Source organism: Campylobacter concisus (assembly GCF_902460545.1).
GTDB classification, from domain to species: domain Bacteria; phylum Campylobacterota; class Campylobacteria; order Campylobacterales; family Campylobacteraceae; genus Campylobacter_A; species Campylobacter_A concisus_AE.
The window spans coordinates 84,019-101,134 of the sequence record NZ_CABPUE010000003.1 but is presented as its reverse complement, the minus strand read 5'-3'; the positions used below and the strand labels follow the sequence as shown (position 1 = coordinate 101,134).

At 36.3% G+C, this 17,116-nt stretch carries 22 protein-coding genes; 17 read left to right on the top strand and 5 right to left on the bottom strand.

Going from position 1 to position 17,116, the window contains the following annotated elements; genetic code table 11:
• Nucleotides 1-119 precede the first annotated feature (119 nt).
• The 17 genes from FZ949_RS03555 (at nucleotide 120) to FZ949_RS03475 (ending at nucleotide 13,518) form a co-directional block, all read left to right on the top strand.
• Complete coding sequence (locus FZ949_RS03555) at nucleotides 120-542, top strand: FoF1 ATP synthase subunit B' (protein ID WP_087579661.1); 423 nt, start codon at nucleotides 120-122, stop codon at nucleotides 540-542.
• Nucleotides 543-551: 9 nt separating this feature from the next.
• The gene (locus FZ949_RS03550; protein ID WP_103580397.1) at nucleotides 552-1,064 is read left to right on the top strand and encodes a F0F1 ATP synthase subunit B; all 513 of its coding nucleotides are present in this window, start codon (nucleotides 552-554) and stop codon (nucleotides 1,062-1,064) included.
• A complete protein-coding gene (locus FZ949_RS03545; protein ID WP_103580398.1) occupies nucleotides 1,064-1,594 on the top strand; it encodes a F0F1 ATP synthase subunit delta in 531 nt (176 codons plus the stop codon). The genes FZ949_RS03550 and FZ949_RS03545 overlap by 1 nt, the downstream gene beginning before the upstream one ends.
• A gap of 14 nt (nucleotides 1,595-1,608) precedes the next feature.
• Nucleotides 1,609-3,126, top strand: a complete 1,518-nt coding sequence (gene atpA / locus FZ949_RS03540; protein WP_009294343.1) for a F0F1 ATP synthase subunit alpha — start codon at nucleotides 1,609-1,611, stop codon at nucleotides 3,124-3,126.
• A gap of 9 nt (nucleotides 3,127-3,135) precedes the next feature.
• A complete protein-coding gene (atpG, locus tag FZ949_RS03535; protein WP_002939426.1) occupies nucleotides 3,136-4,023 on the top strand; it encodes an ATP synthase F1 subunit gamma in 888 nt (295 codons plus the stop codon).
• Between the two features lie 11 nt (nucleotides 4,024-4,034).
• On the top strand, nucleotides 4,035-5,432 hold the full coding sequence (gene atpD, locus FZ949_RS03530; RefSeq protein ID WP_103580399.1) for a F0F1 ATP synthase subunit beta: 1,398 nt from the start codon (nucleotides 4,035-4,037) through the stop codon (nucleotides 5,430-5,432).
• 18 nt (nucleotides 5,433-5,450) lie between these two features.
• Nucleotides 5,451-5,840, top strand: coding sequence for an ATP synthase F1 subunit epsilon (gene atpC / locus FZ949_RS03525; RefSeq protein ID WP_054196221.1), 390 nt, complete (start codon nucleotides 5,451-5,453; stop codon nucleotides 5,838-5,840).
• Nucleotides 5,841-6,425 (top strand): MotA/TolQ/ExbB proton channel family protein, encoded by a 585-nt coding sequence (locus FZ949_RS03520; protein ID WP_051288435.1) that lies wholly within the window; start codon nucleotides 5,841-5,843, stop codon nucleotides 6,423-6,425.
• Nucleotides 6,426-6,824, top strand: coding sequence for a biopolymer transporter ExbD (locus tag FZ949_RS03515; RefSeq protein ID WP_021090535.1), 399 nt, complete (start codon nucleotides 6,426-6,428; stop codon nucleotides 6,822-6,824).
• 1 nt (nucleotide 6,825) lies between these two features.
• Nucleotides 6,826-7,773 carry a TonB C-terminal domain-containing protein gene (locus tag FZ949_RS03510; protein WP_103580400.1) on the top strand — a complete coding sequence of 316 codons (948 nt, stop codon included), beginning with the start codon at nucleotides 6,826-6,828 and terminating at the stop codon, nucleotides 7,771-7,773.
• A gap of 24 nt (nucleotides 7,774-7,797) precedes the next feature.
• Nucleotides 7,798-9,054: a Tol-Pal system protein TolB gene (gene tolB / locus FZ949_RS03505; protein WP_103580401.1), complete on the top strand. Its 1,257-nt coding sequence runs from the start codon at nucleotides 7,798-7,800 to the stop codon at nucleotides 9,052-9,054.
• A 64-nt stretch (nucleotides 9,055-9,118) separates the two neighbouring features.
• On the top strand, nucleotides 9,119-9,625 hold the full coding sequence (locus FZ949_RS03500; RefSeq protein ID WP_021090913.1) for an OmpA family protein: 507 nt from the start codon (nucleotides 9,119-9,121) through the stop codon (nucleotides 9,623-9,625).
• A 17-nt stretch (nucleotides 9,626-9,642) separates the two neighbouring features.
• The gene (locus FZ949_RS03495; protein ID WP_148790140.1) at nucleotides 9,643-10,485 is read left to right on the top strand and encodes a tetratricopeptide repeat protein; all 843 of its coding nucleotides are present in this window, start codon (nucleotides 9,643-9,645) and stop codon (nucleotides 10,483-10,485) included.
• A 62-nt stretch (nucleotides 10,486-10,547) separates the two neighbouring features.
• Nucleotides 10,548-11,144: an FKBP-type peptidyl-prolyl cis-trans isomerase gene (locus FZ949_RS03490; RefSeq protein WP_148790139.1), complete on the top strand. Its 597-nt coding sequence runs from the start codon at nucleotides 10,548-10,550 to the stop codon at nucleotides 11,142-11,144.
• A 9-nt stretch (nucleotides 11,145-11,153) separates the two neighbouring features.
• Entirely contained in the window at nucleotides 11,154-12,083 is a 930-nt protein-coding gene (gene fabD / locus FZ949_RS03485) for an ACP S-malonyltransferase (protein ID WP_103580404.1), read from the top strand.
• The gene (locus tag FZ949_RS03480) at nucleotides 12,080-12,763 is read left to right on the top strand and encodes a 5'-methylthioadenosine/adenosylhomocysteine nucleosidase (protein WP_103580405.1); all 684 of its coding nucleotides are present in this window, start codon (nucleotides 12,080-12,082) and stop codon (nucleotides 12,761-12,763) included. The genes fabD and FZ949_RS03480 overlap by 4 nt, the downstream gene beginning before the upstream one ends.
• On the top strand, nucleotides 12,760-13,518 hold the full coding sequence (locus FZ949_RS03475) for a tRNA 2-thiocytidine biosynthesis TtcA family protein (RefSeq protein ID WP_103580406.1): 759 nt from the start codon (nucleotides 12,760-12,762) through the stop codon (nucleotides 13,516-13,518). Before FZ949_RS03480 ends, FZ949_RS03475 begins: the two co-directional genes overlap by 4 nt.
• A gap of 232 nt (nucleotides 13,519-13,750) precedes the next feature.
• Here FZ949_RS03475 and recO read toward each other — a convergent pair whose 3' ends face one another.
• From recO to FZ949_RS03450, 5 genes are read right to left on the bottom strand one after another with little or no spacing between them, the layout of a single operon-like run.
• On the bottom strand, nucleotides 13,751-14,365 hold the full coding sequence (gene recO, locus FZ949_RS03470; protein WP_103580407.1) for a recombination protein RecO: 615 nt from the start codon (nucleotides 14,363-14,365) through the stop codon (nucleotides 13,751-13,753).
• Nucleotides 14,366-15,289, bottom strand: a complete 924-nt coding sequence (locus FZ949_RS03465) for a tRNA dihydrouridine synthase (RefSeq protein ID WP_103580408.1) — start codon at nucleotides 15,287-15,289, stop codon at nucleotides 14,366-14,368.
• A complete protein-coding gene (locus FZ949_RS03460; protein WP_103580409.1) occupies nucleotides 15,286-16,284 on the bottom strand; it encodes a uroporphyrinogen III synthase HEM4 in 999 nt (332 codons plus the stop codon). Before FZ949_RS03460 ends, FZ949_RS03465 begins: the two co-directional genes overlap by 4 nt.
• 9 nt (nucleotides 16,285-16,293) lie before the next feature.
• Nucleotides 16,294-16,650 (bottom strand): RNA polymerase-binding protein DksA, encoded by a 357-nt coding sequence (gene dksA / locus FZ949_RS03455; RefSeq protein WP_103580410.1) that lies wholly within the window; start codon nucleotides 16,648-16,650, stop codon nucleotides 16,294-16,296.
• 10 nt (nucleotides 16,651-16,660) lie between these two features.
• Complete coding sequence (locus FZ949_RS03450) at nucleotides 16,661-17,116, bottom strand: 23S rRNA (pseudouridine(1915)-N(3))-methyltransferase RlmH (RefSeq protein WP_103580411.1); 456 nt, start codon at nucleotides 17,114-17,116, stop codon at nucleotides 16,661-16,663.

The window sequence follows — 17,116 nt, the reverse complement described above, 5'->3', positions numbered from 1 at the left end:
GAATTTATTGCTAGGCTAAAATAGAATTACAAATTTATTTTTATTTTTAGTAATTTATTGTAAAATCAGACTTTAATTTGAATATTAAATAAAACTTAATGATAAAATAAGGAGAGTGGATGTTAGAAATAGATGTGCCATTGATGCTTTTAACGGCTATCGTTTTCTTGGTATTGATCGCTATTTTGAATTCCTTGCTTTATAAGCCAATGCTCAAATTCATAGATGACAGAAATGCCTCTATAAAAAATGATGAAGAGAGTACTAGTAAAAATGCAAGTGATCTAAGTGTTCATGAAAAAGAGATTGAAGAGATTATATTAAACGCAAGGACTGAGGCCAATAAAATAAGGCAAGAAGCCTTAAATTTGGCAAAAGAAGAATCTTTAAAAGAAGTAAATGCTGTAAAAACTAGTTTAGAGGCTGATTACAATGAATTTTTAAATGCTCTAAGCTCCCAGAAAGATAACTTGAAAGCAGATCTATCAGCTAAACTACCTGAACTTAGAGCGGCTTTAAATGCCAAGCTCTCTAAAATTTAAAGGAATTTTATGAAGATAAAAATTTTATTTTTTCTAGCACTTCCATTTCTAGCTTATGCTAGTGGGCATGGCGGAACAAATTACGATATAGTAGAGAGAACGCTAAACTTCTTACTTTTCTTTGCTATTTTGGTATATTTTGCAGCTAAGCCACTAAAAGCTCTTTATCAAAGCAGAATTGATAGGATCGCAAATAAGCTTGAAAGTATCCAAGAGAAGCTACGCGATTCTAAAGCCAAAAAAGATGATGCTCTAAAACGTGTTGAGGAAGCTAAACAAAATGCAAATTCCCTAATCGAAACTGCTAAAAAAGAGGCTTTAAATTTAGCTGCTAAGGTTAAAAGCGACGCTCAAAATGATATAGCAAATCTTCAAAAGAGCCACAAAGAGCAAAAAGAATTTGAAGAGCGCAAGATGACAAAAGGCGTTGTAAATGAAATTTTGAGCGACATTTTCTCAAGCGATAGCCTAAAAGTCGATCAAAAAGAGCTTGTAAATATCATACTTAAAAAGGTTAGCTAATGAATGAAGTAGTGGCTAAAAAATACGTAAAAGCGATCTTAAGTGACGTAAAATCAAATGAACTTAATGTATTTGTTGAAAATTTATCAGAGCTGGCAGCAGCTTTTGCGAGCGATAAATTTAAAAGCATTATAAGTTTGCCTACTTTAAAGGCTTCACAAAAGGTTGAATTTGTACTATCTTTGGTTAAAAGTCAAGATGCTAAATTTGCAAATTTTATTAAGCTTCTTGGTGCAAATAAAAGATTGGAGCTTATCCCAACGATCTTAAACGAGATGAAGATAGAGCAGTCTTTGCTTGAAAATACATATCGTGGCGAGGTTATTGGAAATTTTGATCTAAGCGCTGATCAGTTAAAAGCTCTAGAAGAGAATTTCTCTAAGAAATTTAACTCTAAGATCAAGCTTGATGGCTCAAAGAGCGATTACAACGGCGTAAAAGTTGAGTTAGATGATTTAGGTGTCGAGGTAAATTTCTCTATCGATAGACTAAAAAGTCAAATGAGTGAATATATATTAAAAGCAATTTAAAAAGGAGTGAAAGCGTGAGTGCAAAAATTAAAGCTGACGAAATTAGCACGATAATCAAAGAGCGTATTGAAAATTTTGATTTAAGTGTTGATGTAGAAGAGACCGGTAAAGTCATCTCAGTCGCTGATGGCGTTGCTAACGTTTATGGTTTGAAAAACGTTATGGCTGGTGAGATGGTTGAGTTTGAAAGCGGCGAAAAGGGTATGGCTCTTAACCTTGAAGAGAGCAGTGTTGGTATAGTTATCCTTGGAAAAACTAGCGGTATTACAGAAGGAAGCTCTGTAAAAAGACTTAAAAAACTTCTACGTGTGCCAGTTGGCGACGCATTGATCGGCCGTGTTGTAAATTCACTCGGTGAGCCAATCGACGCAAAAGGTCCAATCGAAGCTACTGAATCTCGCTTCGTCGAAGAAAAAGCAAAAGGTATCATGGCTAGAAAAAGCGTTCATGAGCCACTTCAAACAGGTATCAAAGCTATCGATGCACTTGTGCCAATCGGTAGAGGTCAAAGAGAGCTGATCATCGGCGACCGCCAAACTGGTAAAACAACAGTTGCTATCGATACTATCATCAACCAAAAAGGTCAAGATGTCATTTGTATCTATGTAGCTATCGGTCAAAAACAATCAACCGTTGCTCAAGTCGTTAAAAAACTTGAAGAGTATGGCGCTATGGACTACACAATAGTTGTAAACGCTGGCGCTAGTGACGCAGCTGCGCTTCAATATCTTGCCCCATATGCTGGTGTAACAATGGGTGAATACTTTAGAGATAACTCTCGCCACGCGCTAATAATCTATGATGACTTGTCAAAACACGCGGTTGCTTACCGTGAGATGTCTTTGATCCTAAGAAGACCACCAGGTCGTGAAGCTTACCCAGGTGACGTTTTCTACCTTCACTCAAGACTTCTAGAAAGAGCAAGTAAGCTAAATGACGCGCTAGGTGCTGGATCTTTAACAGCTCTGCCTATTATCGAGACACAAGCGGGCGACGTTTCAGCTTATATTCCAACAAACGTTATTTCTATTACAGATGGTCAAATTTTCCTTGAAAGTGACCTATTTAACTCAGGTATCCGCCCAGCGATCAACGTTGGTCTTTCTGTATCTCGTGTTGGTGGTGCAGCACAGATCAAAGCTATCAAACAAGTTTCTGGTACGTTAAGACTAGACCTTGCTCAGTACCGCGAACTACAAGCCTTTGCTCAGTTTGCAAGTGATCTTGATGAGAGCTCAAGAAAGCAACTAGAGCGTGGTCAAAAGATGGTTGAAGTACTAAAACAACCTCCATATTCTCCGCTTCCAGTTGAGAATCAAGTAGTTATTATATTTGCTGGTGCTAAGGGTTACTTGGATGATGTTGCAACTGCAAATGTAACAAAATTTGAAGCTGAGCTATATCCTTATATCGAGGCAAAATACCCTGAAATTTTTGAGCAGATCAGAACTAAAAAGGTTCTTGATAAAGAAGTAGAAGAAATTTTACATAAAGCGTTGAAAGATTTTAAAGCGACTTTTGCCGCTAACTAGGGCTAAGATATGTCAAATTTAAAAGATATAAAACGAAAGATCAAGAGCGTCCAGAACACTCAAAAGACGACGCGTGCGATGAAGCTTGTCTCTACAGCAAAGCTTCGCAAAGCTGAAGAGGCTGCACGCTACTCTAGAGTTTATGCACTTAAGATCAATGAGGTTTTATCAGAGATAGCTTATAAGATCAATCAATACGCTTCAGTTATGACTGAGAGTAAATTTTTTAACACAACAAAGAGTGTAGAAAAGGTTGATATTATATTTGTTACCGCTGATAAAGGGCTTTGCGGTGGCTTTAATGTCCAGACTATAAAGACAGTTAGGCGCATGATTGATGAGCTAAAAGCCAAAAAGATCAAAGTTAGACTAAGAGCTGTTGGTAAAAAAGGCATAGAATTTTTCAATTTCCAAGGCGTTGAACTACTTGAGACTTACGTCGGAGCTAGCTCTTCTCCTACTTATGAAAAAGCTCAAAAGATCATAAAAGACGCTATTGATGACTTTACAAACGGCATAACAGATAAGGTTGTGCTAATACACAATGGCTATAAAAATATGATTTCTCAAGAGATTAGAGTAAATGATATTGTGCCTATTGAGCCGTCTAAGATAGTTGCGGTTGAGACAAATTCTTTGATGGAATTTGAGCCAGAAGACAACTATACTAAGATTATGGATGAATTGCTCAATAAATATTTTGAGTATAGTATGTATTATGCCTTAGTTGACTCTTTGGCGGCTGAGCACAGCGCTAGAATGCAAGCTATGGATAATGCAACAAACAATGCAAAACAACGCGTCAAACAGTTAAATCTTGCTTACAATAAAGCAAGACAAGAGTCTATTACCACTGAGCTTATCGAGATCATCAGTGGTGTTGAATCAATGAAATAAAAGGAGTATGAATGAAGGGTGTTATTAGTCAAGTTATGGGCCCTGTGGTCGATGTTGACTTTAATGACTACTTGCCGAAGATCAATGAAGCTATCGAAGTTTTATTTGAGGTTGAGGGCAAGAAACATAAACTAATATTAGAAGTTGCTGCTCACCTAGGTGATAATAGAGTCAGAACTATTGCTATGGATATGAGTGAGGGCCTGACTCGTGGCTTAGAGGCTAAAGCGCTTGGTGCACCTATAAGTGTGCCAGTTGGCGAAAAAGTTTTGGGTAGAATTTTTAACGTAGTTGGCGATTTGATCGACGAGGGCGAGGGTATAAATTTTGATAAGCACTGGTCTATCCACCGCGATCCTCCTCCATTTGAAGAGCAAAGTACAAAGAGTGAAATTTTCGAAACTGGTATCAAGGTAGTTGATCTTCTAGCTCCTTATGCAAAGGGTGGTAAAGTTGGTCTATTTGGTGGTGCTGGTGTTGGTAAAACAGTTATTATTATGGAGCTTATTCACAACGTTGCGTTTAAACATAGCGGTTATTCTGTATTTGCAGGCGTTGGTGAGAGAACTCGTGAAGGAAACGATCTTTATCACGAAATGAAAGAAAGTAATGTTTTGGATAAAGTTGCCTTGTGCTATGGCCAAATGAACGAGCCACCAGGAGCAAGAAACCGTATCGCGCTAACTGGTCTTACAATGGCTGAGTACTTCCGTGATGAGATGGGACTTGACGTTTTGATGTTTATCGATAACATCTTCCGTTTCTCTCAATCAGGTGCAGAGATGTCAGCTCTACTTGGACGTATTCCGTCAGCTGTTGGTTATCAGCCAACTCTTGCAAGTGAGATGGGTAAATTCCAAGAGAGGATCACATCAACCAAAAAAGGTTCGATCACCTCTGTTCAAGCTGTTTATGTTCCAGCTGATGACCTTACAGACCCAGCTCCTGCAACTGTTTTTGCTCACCTTGACGCTACGACAGTTCTTAACAGATCGATCGCAGAAAAAGGTATCTATCCAGCTGTTGATCCACTTGATTCAACATCAAGAATGCTTGATCCTCAAATTTTAGGAGCAGATCACTATAAGGTAGCTCGCGGCGTTCAAGCTGTTCTCCAAAAATATAAAGATCTTCAAGATATCATCGCTATCCTTGGTATGGACGAGCTTAGCGAAGAAGATAAGTTAACAGTTGATAGAGCAAGAAAGATCGAGAGATTTTTATCTCAGCCATTCTTTGTTGCTGAAGTATTTACAGGTAGCCCTGGTAAATATGTAAGTCTTGACGAAAATATAGCTGGCTTTAAGGGAATTTTAGAGGGTAAATATGATCACTTACCAGAAGCAGCATTTTATATGGTTGGAAATATAGATGAGGCTTTAGCTAAAGCTGAGAAACTTAAGGCTTAAATTTAAAAAGGAAGCGTAATGGATAAATTGCATTTAGAGATCGTAACTCCTCAAGGTCAGATATTTAATGATGACGTGAGTAGTGTAGTGCTTCCAGGTAGCGAGGGTGAGTTTGGTGTTTTGCCAAACCATGCCTCATTAATATCTCTTTTAAAAGCAGGTATTATAGATATAGAACATAAAAATAAAAAACATGATGTTGTTGCGATTAACTGGGGCTATGCAAAGATTGACGAAGGCAAGGTAGTAATACTTGCTGACGGTGCGGTTTACGTCTCTGGCGATAGTGAAAGCGAGCTTGCAAATTCATTGGAAGCTGCTAGAAATTTGATAGAGAGCATGAGTAGTGATACAAATGCTTTTGCAGCAACTATATCTAAAATGGAAAATGTAGTGAGAGCAAGATAAGTGGGCGGAATAGATTTATTTTTAAATTACATTCAAAGAAGTAGTTTTATTACAATTATTGTTTTAACTTGGCTGTCAATATATTTTATAGTTAGTTTCACAATTCTTTTTTCAAGAATGGCTGGTATTGGAGCTTGGCAAAAACGTGAGCAAAATGCACTTGAAGCACTGCTTATGGGTGCTAAAAATATTCCAAATGATTCGTCTTTGAGAAAATGTGCAAATGGAAGAATTTCAAGAGAAAAACTAAACGTATGTATAAGTATAGCCGAGAAAAATGCTACAAGTGGACTAACGTGGCTAAGTGTAATAGCATCTACTTCGCCTTTTATTGGTCTTTTTGGAACTGTTGTTTCTATTTTAGAGACATTTTCACAGCTTGGAAATGGTGGAGGTTCATCACTTGGTATTATCGCTCCAGCTATTTCAGAGGCACTTGTTGCAACTGGTTGTGGAATTTTTGTTGCGATCCCAGCATATACATTTAACTTACTCATAAAAAGAAAAGCTTATGAATTAATGAGCGTTATCGAGCGTCAGGCTGATGTAATGATAGCACTTAAAAAAGATGATGAGATACTATAAATGGCCGTTAAATTTACCGATGAGACACCAGAGCTAAATATAACTCCTCTTGTTGATATTATGCTTGTTTTACTAGCCATTTTAATGGTTACTATGCCAACCATAACATATCAAGAGGATATTACTCTTCCGGATGGTTCAAAGGCAAAAACTTCAACATCTAAGCAAAAAGACCTTATAGTATCTATAAATTCGCAAGGACAAGTTAGAGTTGATCAGAGTACTATGAGCCTTGCTGAGTTTCCTGACAATATCGCATTAATGAGTACAAAATACGATAAAACCTCGCCTATCTATATAAAAGCTGATAAAAATTTAAAATACGATGATGTTATGTTTGTATTAAAGACTTTGAAAGGTGCTGGTTTTAATAAAGTAGCTTTAGAGACAAACGGTTAAAATGTCAAATAAAGTTAAATTTCCAACGCTTAGTTCGTTTCTTGTAGCATCTTGTATTTACGTTATTATTATACTTGTTTTGTTTATAAAGCTTACTTTTTTTGCAGAACCTCCTAAAAAATATACCGATGATAAAGATGCTATTATGGATGTGGTTATGGTTGATAGAGAAGTTGATCAAACCATTAAAGCTCCAAAACAAGCAAATGAAGTAGTTAAAGAGACAAAGCCTGAACCTAAAAAGGAGTCTGAAGAAGATAAACAAGAGACTACAAATAAGCCTGTTGTACCAGATGAACCATTACCTACCCCAAGCTTGCCAACTCCTCCAAAAGAAGAGCCAAAGCCTGAGCCTAAAAAACCAGAACCAAAACCAGAAATTTTAAAACCAAGTGAAGAGCCTAAAGAAGATGTTAAGCCAGAACCAAAACCTGAGCCTAAGCCTACACCAAAGCCAGTTGAAAAGCCAAAACCAAAAGAACCAAATATAAAAGACCTCTTTAGTGACATAGATTCTACGAAACTTAAAAAAGATGATGGTATAAAAAAGGCCGAAAATAAAGTTCAAAGTCGTAAAAAAAGCGAAGCTTCTAGTTCAAAAGCCGCAAAAGAAGCTAGTGATATAATAAAGAGTTTAAAGATAGATCAAAATCCAACTGCTCCAAAATCACAATCTACCGGTACTTACGATCCACTAATGGGTGCGATAACAAAACAAATTCAAAGAAGATGGCAAAGCTATAAGGCTGATTCTGCAAATTTGGCTAAAGTTAAAGTTATGATAGATCAGAGTGGAAATTTTAGCTATGAAATTTTAGAGCTATCATATAATGAAGAATTTAACGCAAAAGTAAGAGAGTGCTTAGAAAAACTTACAATGGAGAAATTTCCATTCAATCCAGACAAAAGCACTACTTTTAATTTAAATTTAGAAGATAAAATAAACTAAAATTTATAAAATTATGGAGTAGAGATGAAGAAAATTTTTCTTTTTTTATGTGTTGCTCTAGGGCTTTATGCTGCTGATGCGACCATATCTGTTGTAAATCAAGGTATTGCCTTGCCAAAGATAGCTTTGCAAGATGCAACAACTGCTGTTAGCGATATGGCTTTTAAAGATAAATTCTTTAAAATCATGCTAGGAGATCTAAAGGTTAGTTCCGATTTTGAAGTAATAGAAGATCATGTGCCTTCTACCTATGAAGGGGATGCGACTACTAATACAATGAGCGATAAAGGCGTCGAGCTTATCTTTAGATATGCTCTTGAAGGCTCTATGGGCTCACCTCTTACTTTGAGAGTAAAACTGATAAACGCTAAAACAGCAACTACGAGATATGAGAAGGTTTATACTATGCCAGACGGCGCAAAGTATCCGTTTTTGGCGCATAAAAGTATAGTTGAGCTTACTAATGAGCTCAATTTACCACCAGTTGGCTGGATGGAAAAATTTATTATTCTTTCAAAATATACTTCAGCTCGCCAAAGCTCTATCATAGTTGCAGATTATACACTTACATATCAAAAGACCATAGTAAGTGGCGGACTAAATATTTTTCCTAAATGGGCTGGAGCTGATCAAAGTAAATTTTACTATACATCTTATGTAAATAATAAACCAACTTTATTTAGATATGATCTAAATTCTGGCACAAAAACAAAGATAATTGACAGCATTGGCATGCTCATAGCCTCAGATGTTAGTAAAGATGGAAGTAAAATTTTATTAACTATGGCACCAAAAGATCAACCAGATATATTTATCTATAATACAAATAGCAAAAATTTGACGCAGATTACTAATTATCCAGGTATAGATGTAAATGGAAATTTTGTAGATAATGATAGTAAGATAGTTTTTGTATCAGATAGGCTTGGTTATCCTAATGTTTTTGCAACTCCTGCGATTTCTGGCGGAAGTGTTGAACAAATGGTATTTCATGGTAAAAATAACAATTCTGTAAGCACATTTGAAAATTATGTTGTTTATTCAAGTAGAGAAGCAAGTGGTAGTTTTAATATATATCTAATTTCAACTCAAACGGATTTTATACGCCAGCTTACAGCAAATGGCAAAAATAACTATCCAAGATTCTCAAGCGATGGGCAAAGTGTCGTCTTTATAAAAGAGCTTGGTGGTCAAAGTTCACTAGGGGTTGTTAGGCTAAATGAAAACAGAAGTTTTCAGTTTCCTTTAAAAGTAGGAAAAATTCAATCTATAGATTGGTAAGATTCTGATAAAATTTAAAATTTTTGTGATATAATTCGACCAAATTTCTAAAAAAGGATAAGGAATGAAAAAAGTAGTTCTAGCAAGTGTTGCAGTTGCAACTTTATTGTTGAGCGGTTGTAGCTCAAAAAACCCTGAAGTTGATATGAATTCAAATTCAAATCAATCTGCAGACAATTCAGGTAGCATGAGCGATGCTGATAGATTAGCAGCTCTTATTGCTAACATCGAGAGTCAAGTTAAAAGTGTATATTTTGACTTTGATAAATTTAATATCAAAGCTGATCAACAAGGCGTTGTTAGCTCAAATGCATCAGTATTTAACCAAGCTGACGCTCAAGCTCTTTCTATAAAAGTAGAAGGTAACTGCGATGAGTGGGGTACAGATGAGTATAACTATGCTCTTGGTTTAAAACGTGCTAAAAGCGCTAAAGATGCTCTTGTAAGAAATGGCGTTAGTGCTGATAGAATCGCTGTAGTTAGCTTTGGTGAAAGCAATCCAGTTTGCACAGATAAAACAAAAGCTTGCGATGCTCAAAATAGACGTGCAGATTTCAAAGTACTTCCATAATTTATAATTAAATAATAATGAACAAAAAATTAATTATAGTGGCTCTGATTGGAGCCACTATCTCTATTGCCTCCGGCCAAGAGATTTCAGCTTTTGATGCAGGTAATATGGATAGTGCGAATCCATATGGTCTAACCGACAATGAAAAAGTTACCCTAAATAATAAGCGAAGTGTTCAAAATATTGAAGAGAATATGAATAGTGTTTTAGAACAACTTCAAGGTTTGCAAAGCTTGTTTGAGAGCATGAGTGCTAGAATGAATAAGCTTGAGCAAAGAATAAATGATATAGAGACGAAGGTAAATGGTGGCATGAGTGATTCTGGTGTAAGTTTGACATCATTGAAGGCTTATGTTGATGAAACTAGAGATATACAAGACAAAAACTACAAAAATATTACTGCTGCCTTAAATAAATTAGGTGCAATAATGGATAAAAATGCTGCCCAACCAAAGCAAAATGCAAATCCAAAACAACAAAGTAAGCCAACTTCAAATTTTAGTGGAAAAAGCGATAAAGATATTTTGGCTGATGGCATTAAACTTCTAAATTCTGGCAATAGCACAGAAGCAGCTGAATATTTTGAATATTTAAATAAAAAAGGCTATAAAACTGGTGCAACAAATTATTATTTAGGTGAAGTTGCTTACAGTCAAAAATCATACAGTACAGCTATACAATACTATAAAAAAAGCATACAGAACGAAGATAAGGCTGACTATACACCAAAACTTCTATATCACACAGCTATAAGCTTTGATAAGATAGGTGACACGCAAAGTGCAAATAGATTTTATAAGGCTTTAAAAGTCGGTTATCCAGATAGTAAAGAAGCCAAAGCCTCTCCCAATAGAAACTAAATTTTAATCTTTTTTAGATATAATCCCACATTAATCAAGAAACCAAATCTAAGGAGATTATTGTGAGTAAAGATCAAGTTATAACTATGTTTTACGAACTAAAAGATGCTAACACTGGTGAAATTCTAGAGTCAAACATGCAAGAAGGTGGACAAATTTCATTTATAACAGGGCATGGCCATATTATAGAAAAGCTTGAAGAAGAAGTAAGTAAACTAAAATCAGGTGAAAGAGCAACTATAAGTGTAAAGGCGGCAGAGGGTTGTGGTGAATATAATAATGAAGCCATTCAGTCGTTACCAAAAGAGCAGTTTGCTGGTATAGATTTACATGAAGGAATGGAACTTTTTGGTCAAAATGAGGATGGCTCAAGTGTTCGTGTCATTGTTAAAGAGATCAAAGATGACGAAGTAACGGTTGATTTTAATCACCCATATGCTGGTAAAGATTTGCTATTTAATGTTGAAGTTTTAGAAGTTAGAGATGCAACAGAAGATGAAAAAGCAACAGGCATGGTAGCTGGGGCTCATACTTGCGGTTGCGGTGGTCACGATCATGAGCATGAACATGAGTGCTGCGGTGGTCATGGACGCGGGCATGGGCACGGACACGAGGATGGTGGTTGCGGTTGCGGTGGACACGGACATCGCCATCACTAAGAAGCTAAAATGAAAAAATTTGCTTTTGTTTTTGCGGGCCAAGGCTCGCAAAGTATTGGTATGGGAAAAGACTTTTACGAAAATTTTTCTACTGCTAAGTTACTTTTAAATGATGCTTGTAATGATACTGGCATTGATTACAAAGAGCTTTTATTTACACAAAACGATAAGTTAGATAAAACAGAATTTACTCAGCCAGCTATCGTTTTAAACTCGCTAATGACTTATTTGGCTTTTTCAAATTTTATTAAAGAAAAACCAGAATTTAGTCTTGGGCACTCACTTGGAGAATTTACCGCTCTTGCAGTTAGTGGAGCATTTAATTTTATTGATGCAATTAGGCTTGTAAATTTACGTGGTAAATTTATGCAAGAAGCTTGTATTGGTAAAGATGCCGGCATGATGGTAGTTCTTGGACTTAGTGATGAAGTGGTTGAAGAAATTTGTAAAAAAGCAAGAGAAGAAGGTTTACAAATTTATGCTGCAAACTACAACTGCGATGGACAAATCGTTGTCGCTGGCGTAAGAGCCGATCTTGCTAGCTATGAAGCAAAATTTAAAGAAGCTGGCGCAAAAAGAGCAATGCTTTTAAATATGTCGGTAGCAAGCCATTGTCCGATACTTGAGCCAGCTAGTGTTAGACTGGCAAGTGAGCTTGAGAGTACTTTGGCTGCCAAATTTTCTCCAGTTGTCTCAAATGTAAATGCTAAAATTTATACCGATAAAAGTGAAGCACTAGTCCTACTAAAAGAGCAGCTAATAAAACCAGTTTGCTATAAACAGAGCATTAAAAACTATGAAAATGATGTTGATTGTTTTATCGAGCTTGGTGCTGCGACGTTAAAGGGCATCAATAAAAAAATTACTGAAAAGCCAACTTATAGTATTACTGATATGGCAAGTCTTGAAGAAGTTGTGAAAATTTTGGAGGAGAGATGATAGCGATACTTGGAGCTATGCAAGAGGAGATAACACCGATCCTTGAAATGGTTGGTGAATATAAAACTGTTCAATATGCAAATAATAAATTTTACTTAGCAAACTATAAAGGAAAAGAGCTAGTCATTGCCTATTCAAAGATAGGTAAAGTAAATGCAGCCATAACGGCAACTTTAATGATAGAAAAATTTAAGGCCTCAAAGTTGCTCTTTACTGGCGTAGCTGGCTCACTTGATGAGAGTTTAAAAATAGGCGATATGCTTTATGCTACTAGCTTAGTGCAACATGATCTTGATATTACGGCTTTTGGCCATCCTTATGGCTATGTGCCAGGCACAAGCATCTTTGTCAAAAGTGATGTAGGGCTAAATGAACTAGCAAAAAAGATAGCCGATAAAAAAGATATGAGCTTAAGCGCTGGTATTATTGCGACTGGAGATCAGTTTATCTGCGATAATGAAAAGAAAAATTGGATAAAAAAGATATTTAATGCGAGCGCTACCGAGATGGAAGGTGCTAGCGTTGCACTAGTTTGCGAAACACTTGGTGTGCCATTTTTTATACTAAGAGCTATCAGCGATGGAGCTGGTGATGCAGCAGAGTTTGACTTTGATAAATTTTTGCAAGATTCAGCAAATGTTAGTGCAAAATTTATACTTGAAATGGTAGAAAACTTATGATAGAGCTTAGTAAAAGGCTTCTTAGGCAAGTTGGTCAGACAAACGCCAGATACAAGATGATAGAGGGCGGAGATAAGATCTTGCTTGGTCTTAGCGGTGGTAAAGATAGCCTCGCACTAGCTCACGTACTAAAGCATATCCAAAACGTTACACCTGAGAAATTTGAGTTTAAAGCAGTAACACTAAGCTACGGCATGGGTGAGGACTACGCTTATCTTACGAAGCATTGCAATGAATACGGAATAGAGCATGAAGTGATAGATAGCTCAATTTTTGAAATTTCAAAAGAGAAAATCCGTAAGAATTCCAGTTTTTGTAGTTTCTTTTCTCGTATGAGAAGAGGCTATCTTTATACTTACGCTTTAAAGCATGGTTTTAATAAGCTCGCGATTGCTCATCATTTAGATGATGCAGCGGAGAGCTTTTTTATGAATTTTACCTATAATGGTGCACTAAGGACGCTTGCTCCAAAATATACTGCAAAAAATGGCATCACAGTTATTAGACCGTTTATCTTCGTTCGCGAGAGACAGCTTCGCGAAAATGCTATCAAAAATGAATTAAGAGTCATTGGCGATGAAGCATGCCCTGCAATGAGATTTGACGTAAAGATGCCGCATGCTAGATATGAAACCAAACAGCTTTTAGCGACTTTAGAAAAAGAAAATCCAAAACTTTTTACTTCGCTAAAAGCAGCATTTGAAAATATCCATACTGATACTTTTTTTGCTCTCAATAGCAGTAGTGAAGAGTAAAATTTTACTTGCTTTTTGGGACTAATCCCAAGAAGCAAGCTATAAATATTTCTATTTTAATTGGCTTTTGTCAAAATAAATACAAAATGTATGAATTGATAAAATTTTTGCACTTGTATATAAATCAAAACTGTTATATACAACAAATACAAAAGCATTTAGTGCAAAAAGCTACTGGTTAGAATTTTTATAACTTAGAAAATTGAAGCTTAAAAAATAGTCATAATAGAGTTTAAAGTCCATCAAGTAAAATTTTATAAAGGCGGTTTATCTCATCGTCATTTAGCTCGATCGTGCTTTTTGTAGCAAATAAATTTTTGATCTTACCAGCGTCAAATTCGCTCCTATCTAGGCAGTGCTTGTGAGAGGGCAAAAAGCCACGAGTTAGGCAAAGCTCGCTCTCTATCTCCTCATCACAGATAAAGCACTCAAGCTCGCTGTGAAGCCTACCTTCATACTCTAAAATTTTAACGTAGCTTTCGATGATAAGGCGTTTTGGATTTTGTAGCTGCATCTGTTTGGCACAGCGATCAAGCTCGTTAAAGTAAATTTCATCAAGCTGCTCAACCTCTTTTAGATGATCATAAAGTAGGCGCATGAACTGCTGCCAAATGATGAGCTTGTCACGCTCTAACAGCCATTTAAAGCCAAGATGAAGTATGCTTCTAAGCTTTGGTAGAAATTTTGCCTCTTGCTCTAGCTCAAAGTCGATCTTATAGCCAGTCATGATGTTTGAGTGGCGAGCACCAAAAAATCTATATGACTTTACGAGCAAATTTGGCGTTAGCACAAAGACTAAAAGGTCCTCGTCTCTGACCTTTTGCACACGTAGGATATAGCCTTGCATCTAGGCAAAAAACTCCCTTATACGCTCTCTCATCACATGTGCGTCTTTGATGAAATTTATATCGTTTCTAAAGGTTGTTGCGCCGTCGATGCCCTTGCTGTATTGATGCAAGTGCTTTCTAAATATGCAAAGTCCGTGCTCTCCGTAATGCTCGATCATCGCATCAAAGTGAGCTAGGATTATCTTTTGTTTTAGCGCCTTATCCACGCTAGTTTTAGTCTTTATCTCGTGAAATATCCAAGGATTACCAATACTCGCTCTGCCGATCATTAGGGCGTCACACTTTGTAAGGTTTAAAATTTCATCTGCATTTTGTGCATTTATATCGCCATTTGCAACGACTGGAATTTTTACACTCGCCTTTACTCTAGCGATCGCTTCGTAATCAACCTTTGCGCTGTATCCCTCAGCTCTGGTGCGCCCATGCACTGCGATATAGTCTGCGCCGGCTTCTTCGCAGGCTTTTGCTATCTTTTTTTCGTTTTTGTCGTTAAAGCCAAGTCTAAATTTAACGCTTAGGCTCTCTTTGTTTGAGACACTTTTTATGGCTGAGATTATACTTTGAAGCTTGTCAAGATCATTTAGTAAAGCCGACCCCGCTCCTTGTCTAACGACCTTTGGTACGGGGCAGCCGCAGTTTAGATCGAGCCCATAAATCCCATCAAATTTATTGATGATCTGCACGGCTTTTTTTATATTTTCTATGTCATTACCAGCTATTTGAACGACATAAGGCTCTTCGTTTGGGGATTTTTTAATCATTTCAAGCGTTTTGTCACTGCTCTCATAGACCAAGGCATTTGCGCTGATCATTTCGCTAACAGTGACATCACAGCCAAATTTCTTAACTACGCTTCTTAGTGGCAAGTCAGAAAAGCCAGCAAGTGGTGCTAAGAAAAGTGGCTTTTTGCTAAAGTCTATCATTTAAAAAATAACGAGCTAGGCACCATTTTGCCGTTATCTCGTAAAAACAGCAAAACCTTTATCTCTTTAAACTCATCTGGGTCGCTACCTTCGATAGTCTCTCTTACTTTATCAAGCATTTGAAGCTCAAACAGTGCATATACATAAGCCTCATCAGCATCAGCGTGTATACTTTTTAGTTTTTCAAAGATACCGATAAATGCATCTGGTTTTAGCTTATTTTTAAGCATTATGGCTACTTTATCGTATTGTGCTTTTGTCACTTTTGCGTTGTTTAAAAGATCAAAAATTTCATCACTAGTTAGATCGATCTCGTCATTTACAAAGCGGGTAATAATAAGCATTATATCTTCGCTTGCTAGCTCAAAATTTAATCTTTTGATCTCGCTAAAAGAAGCTACTTTTATGAGTTTATCAAATGCAGCTTTTTTAAGACTCTCGTTTTGATCTTGATTTTTAAGTACGTCAAGATAGTAAGTTGGTAGTTGCTCGATTTTATTCAGCTCATTTAGGATATTTAACTTGCTATCTTTTGCTAGTCTAAATTTTTTTAGATCGACGATCTCTTTATTTTTTATACTTTTTATAGTTTGTAAGATATTGTTTATCTCAGCATCATCTACACCGACATCTTTAAGCTCGCCTACTGGTGAGATAGAACGAGTAAGCTGTGAGGCGATCTTGTAAGTGTCGGTTTTGAAGTCTTTATTGCTCTCAAAGCCAAGAAGCGTCTCTTTGGCTAAATCTTTATAAAGCTGGCTATCTTTTTTGATCCATTTTTTATATCTATAAAAAGCATATCCATGATAGGCAATATGAAGTAGGGCAAGAAGTGCTAAAACAGCTACTGGAAGAGCGACCCAAATAGCAATTGGCAAAGTTATAGTTTGGCCTAAAAGCTCAAATGTGTAATCAGAACTATTAAGAGAATAAGTGAGTCCTGCAACAACTACTATGTAGATTATGCAATAGACGAGAAATTTTCTAGTTTTCATGTTTTCTCCTTAGTTTTTTGCTGTTTTTTCGATTATTTCACGGCAAGTTATGCAGTATTTTGCATGTGGTTTTACCTTTAGTCGCGGTATACTGATCTCCTCTTCGCACATATCACAAATCCCATAAGTTTTATTTGCTATCTTCTCTAGTGCTTCATCTATCTCTGATAGCTCCGCTCTTTGTTGCGTCGAGATGGAATGCTCTATTAACTGGTCTGTATTTACTGAGGCTATATCAAACTCATCGCTTACACCACTATCTCTTAAGCCATTTACTTCAACAGATGAATCATAGATATTTTTTTTGATCTGTAATTTTCTTTCTTCAAGTAATTTTTTAAAAAAAATTAGCTCAGTTTGTGTCATTTATATTCCTTTATTTGTGGTATGGGTGGTTTGCATTTATGCAAAGTGCTCTAAAAATTTGCTCAAAAAGTACAAGCTTGGCAACCTTATGAGCCATCGTCATCTTGCTTAAGCTTATAATTTTTTGTGCTTTATTCTTTAAATTTTGGCTAAGGCCGTAAGCTCCACCTATGAAAAAGTTAATTTGTGAATTTGAGTTTAAAATTTGTGCAAATTCTTGGCTATCAAGTTGCAAGCCATTTTCATCAAGCATTACGCAAAAGCCTTTTAAATTTGGCTCATAAATTTCATTATAGGCTCTTAATGCTTCGCTTTTCCCAGTGCTTTGAGCTTTTGCTATTTTTTCATTAAAAAAGACTTTATCGTTTATCTTGGCAAATTTTGCACTCATTTTTATATATTCTTGTATTTCGTTTTCAAAGTTGTCACGTGATGATTTTTGAATGCTAAAAACTGAAATTTCCAA

Bases quoted from the DNA above. Each gene is read 5' to 3' on its own strand.
- FZ949_RS03555 (WP_087579661.1), top strand. From the start codon at position 120: ATGTTAGAAATAGATGTGCCATTGATGCTTTTAACGGCTATCGTTTTC.
- FZ949_RS03550 (WP_103580397.1), top strand. From the start codon at position 552: ATGAAGATAAAAATTTTATTTTTTCTAGCACTTCCATTTCTAGCTTAT.
- FZ949_RS03545 (WP_103580398.1), top strand. From the start codon at position 1,064: ATGAATGAAGTAGTGGCTAAAAAATACGTAAAAGCGATCTTAAGTGAC.
- atpG (WP_002939426.1), top strand. From the start codon at position 3,136: ATGTCAAATTTAAAAGATATAAAACGAAAGATCAAGAGCGTCCAGAAC.
- atpD (WP_103580399.1), top strand. From the start codon at position 4,035: ATGAAGGGTGTTATTAGTCAAGTTATGGGCCCTGTGGTCGATGTTGAC.
- atpC (WP_054196221.1), top strand. From the start codon at position 5,451: ATGGATAAATTGCATTTAGAGATCGTAACTCCTCAAGGTCAGATATTT.
- FZ949_RS03515 (WP_021090535.1), top strand. From the start codon at position 6,426: ATGGCCGTTAAATTTACCGATGAGACACCAGAGCTAAATATAACTCCT.
- FZ949_RS03510 (WP_103580400.1), top strand. From the start codon at position 6,826: ATGTCAAATAAAGTTAAATTTCCAACGCTTAGTTCGTTTCTTGTAGCA.
- tolB (WP_103580401.1), top strand. From the start codon at position 7,798: ATGAAGAAAATTTTTCTTTTTTTATGTGTTGCTCTAGGGCTTTATGCT.
- FZ949_RS03500 (WP_021090913.1), top strand. From the start codon at position 9,119: ATGAAAAAAGTAGTTCTAGCAAGTGTTGCAGTTGCAACTTTATTGTTG.
- FZ949_RS03495 (WP_148790140.1), top strand. From the start codon at position 9,643: ATGAACAAAAAATTAATTATAGTGGCTCTGATTGGAGCCACTATCTCT.
- fabD (WP_103580404.1), top strand. From the start codon at position 11,154: ATGAAAAAATTTGCTTTTGTTTTTGCGGGCCAAGGCTCGCAAAGTATT.
- FZ949_RS03480 (WP_103580405.1), top strand. From the start codon at position 12,080: ATGATAGCGATACTTGGAGCTATGCAAGAGGAGATAACACCGATCCTT.
- FZ949_RS03475 (WP_103580406.1), top strand. From the start codon at position 12,760: ATGATAGAGCTTAGTAAAAGGCTTCTTAGGCAAGTTGGTCAGACAAAC.
- recO (WP_103580407.1), bottom strand. From the start codon at position 14,365: ATGCAAGGCTATATCCTACGTGTGCAAAAGGTCAGAGACGAGGACCTT.
- FZ949_RS03465 (WP_103580408.1), bottom strand. From the start codon at position 15,289: ATGATAGACTTTAGCAAAAAGCCACTTTTCTTAGCACCACTTGCTGGC.
- FZ949_RS03460 (WP_103580409.1), bottom strand. From the start codon at position 16,284: ATGAAAACTAGAAAATTTCTCGTCTATTGCATAATCTACATAGTAGTT.
- dksA (WP_103580410.1), bottom strand. From the start codon at position 16,650: ATGACACAAACTGAGCTAATTTTTTTTAAAAAATTACTTGAAGAAAGA.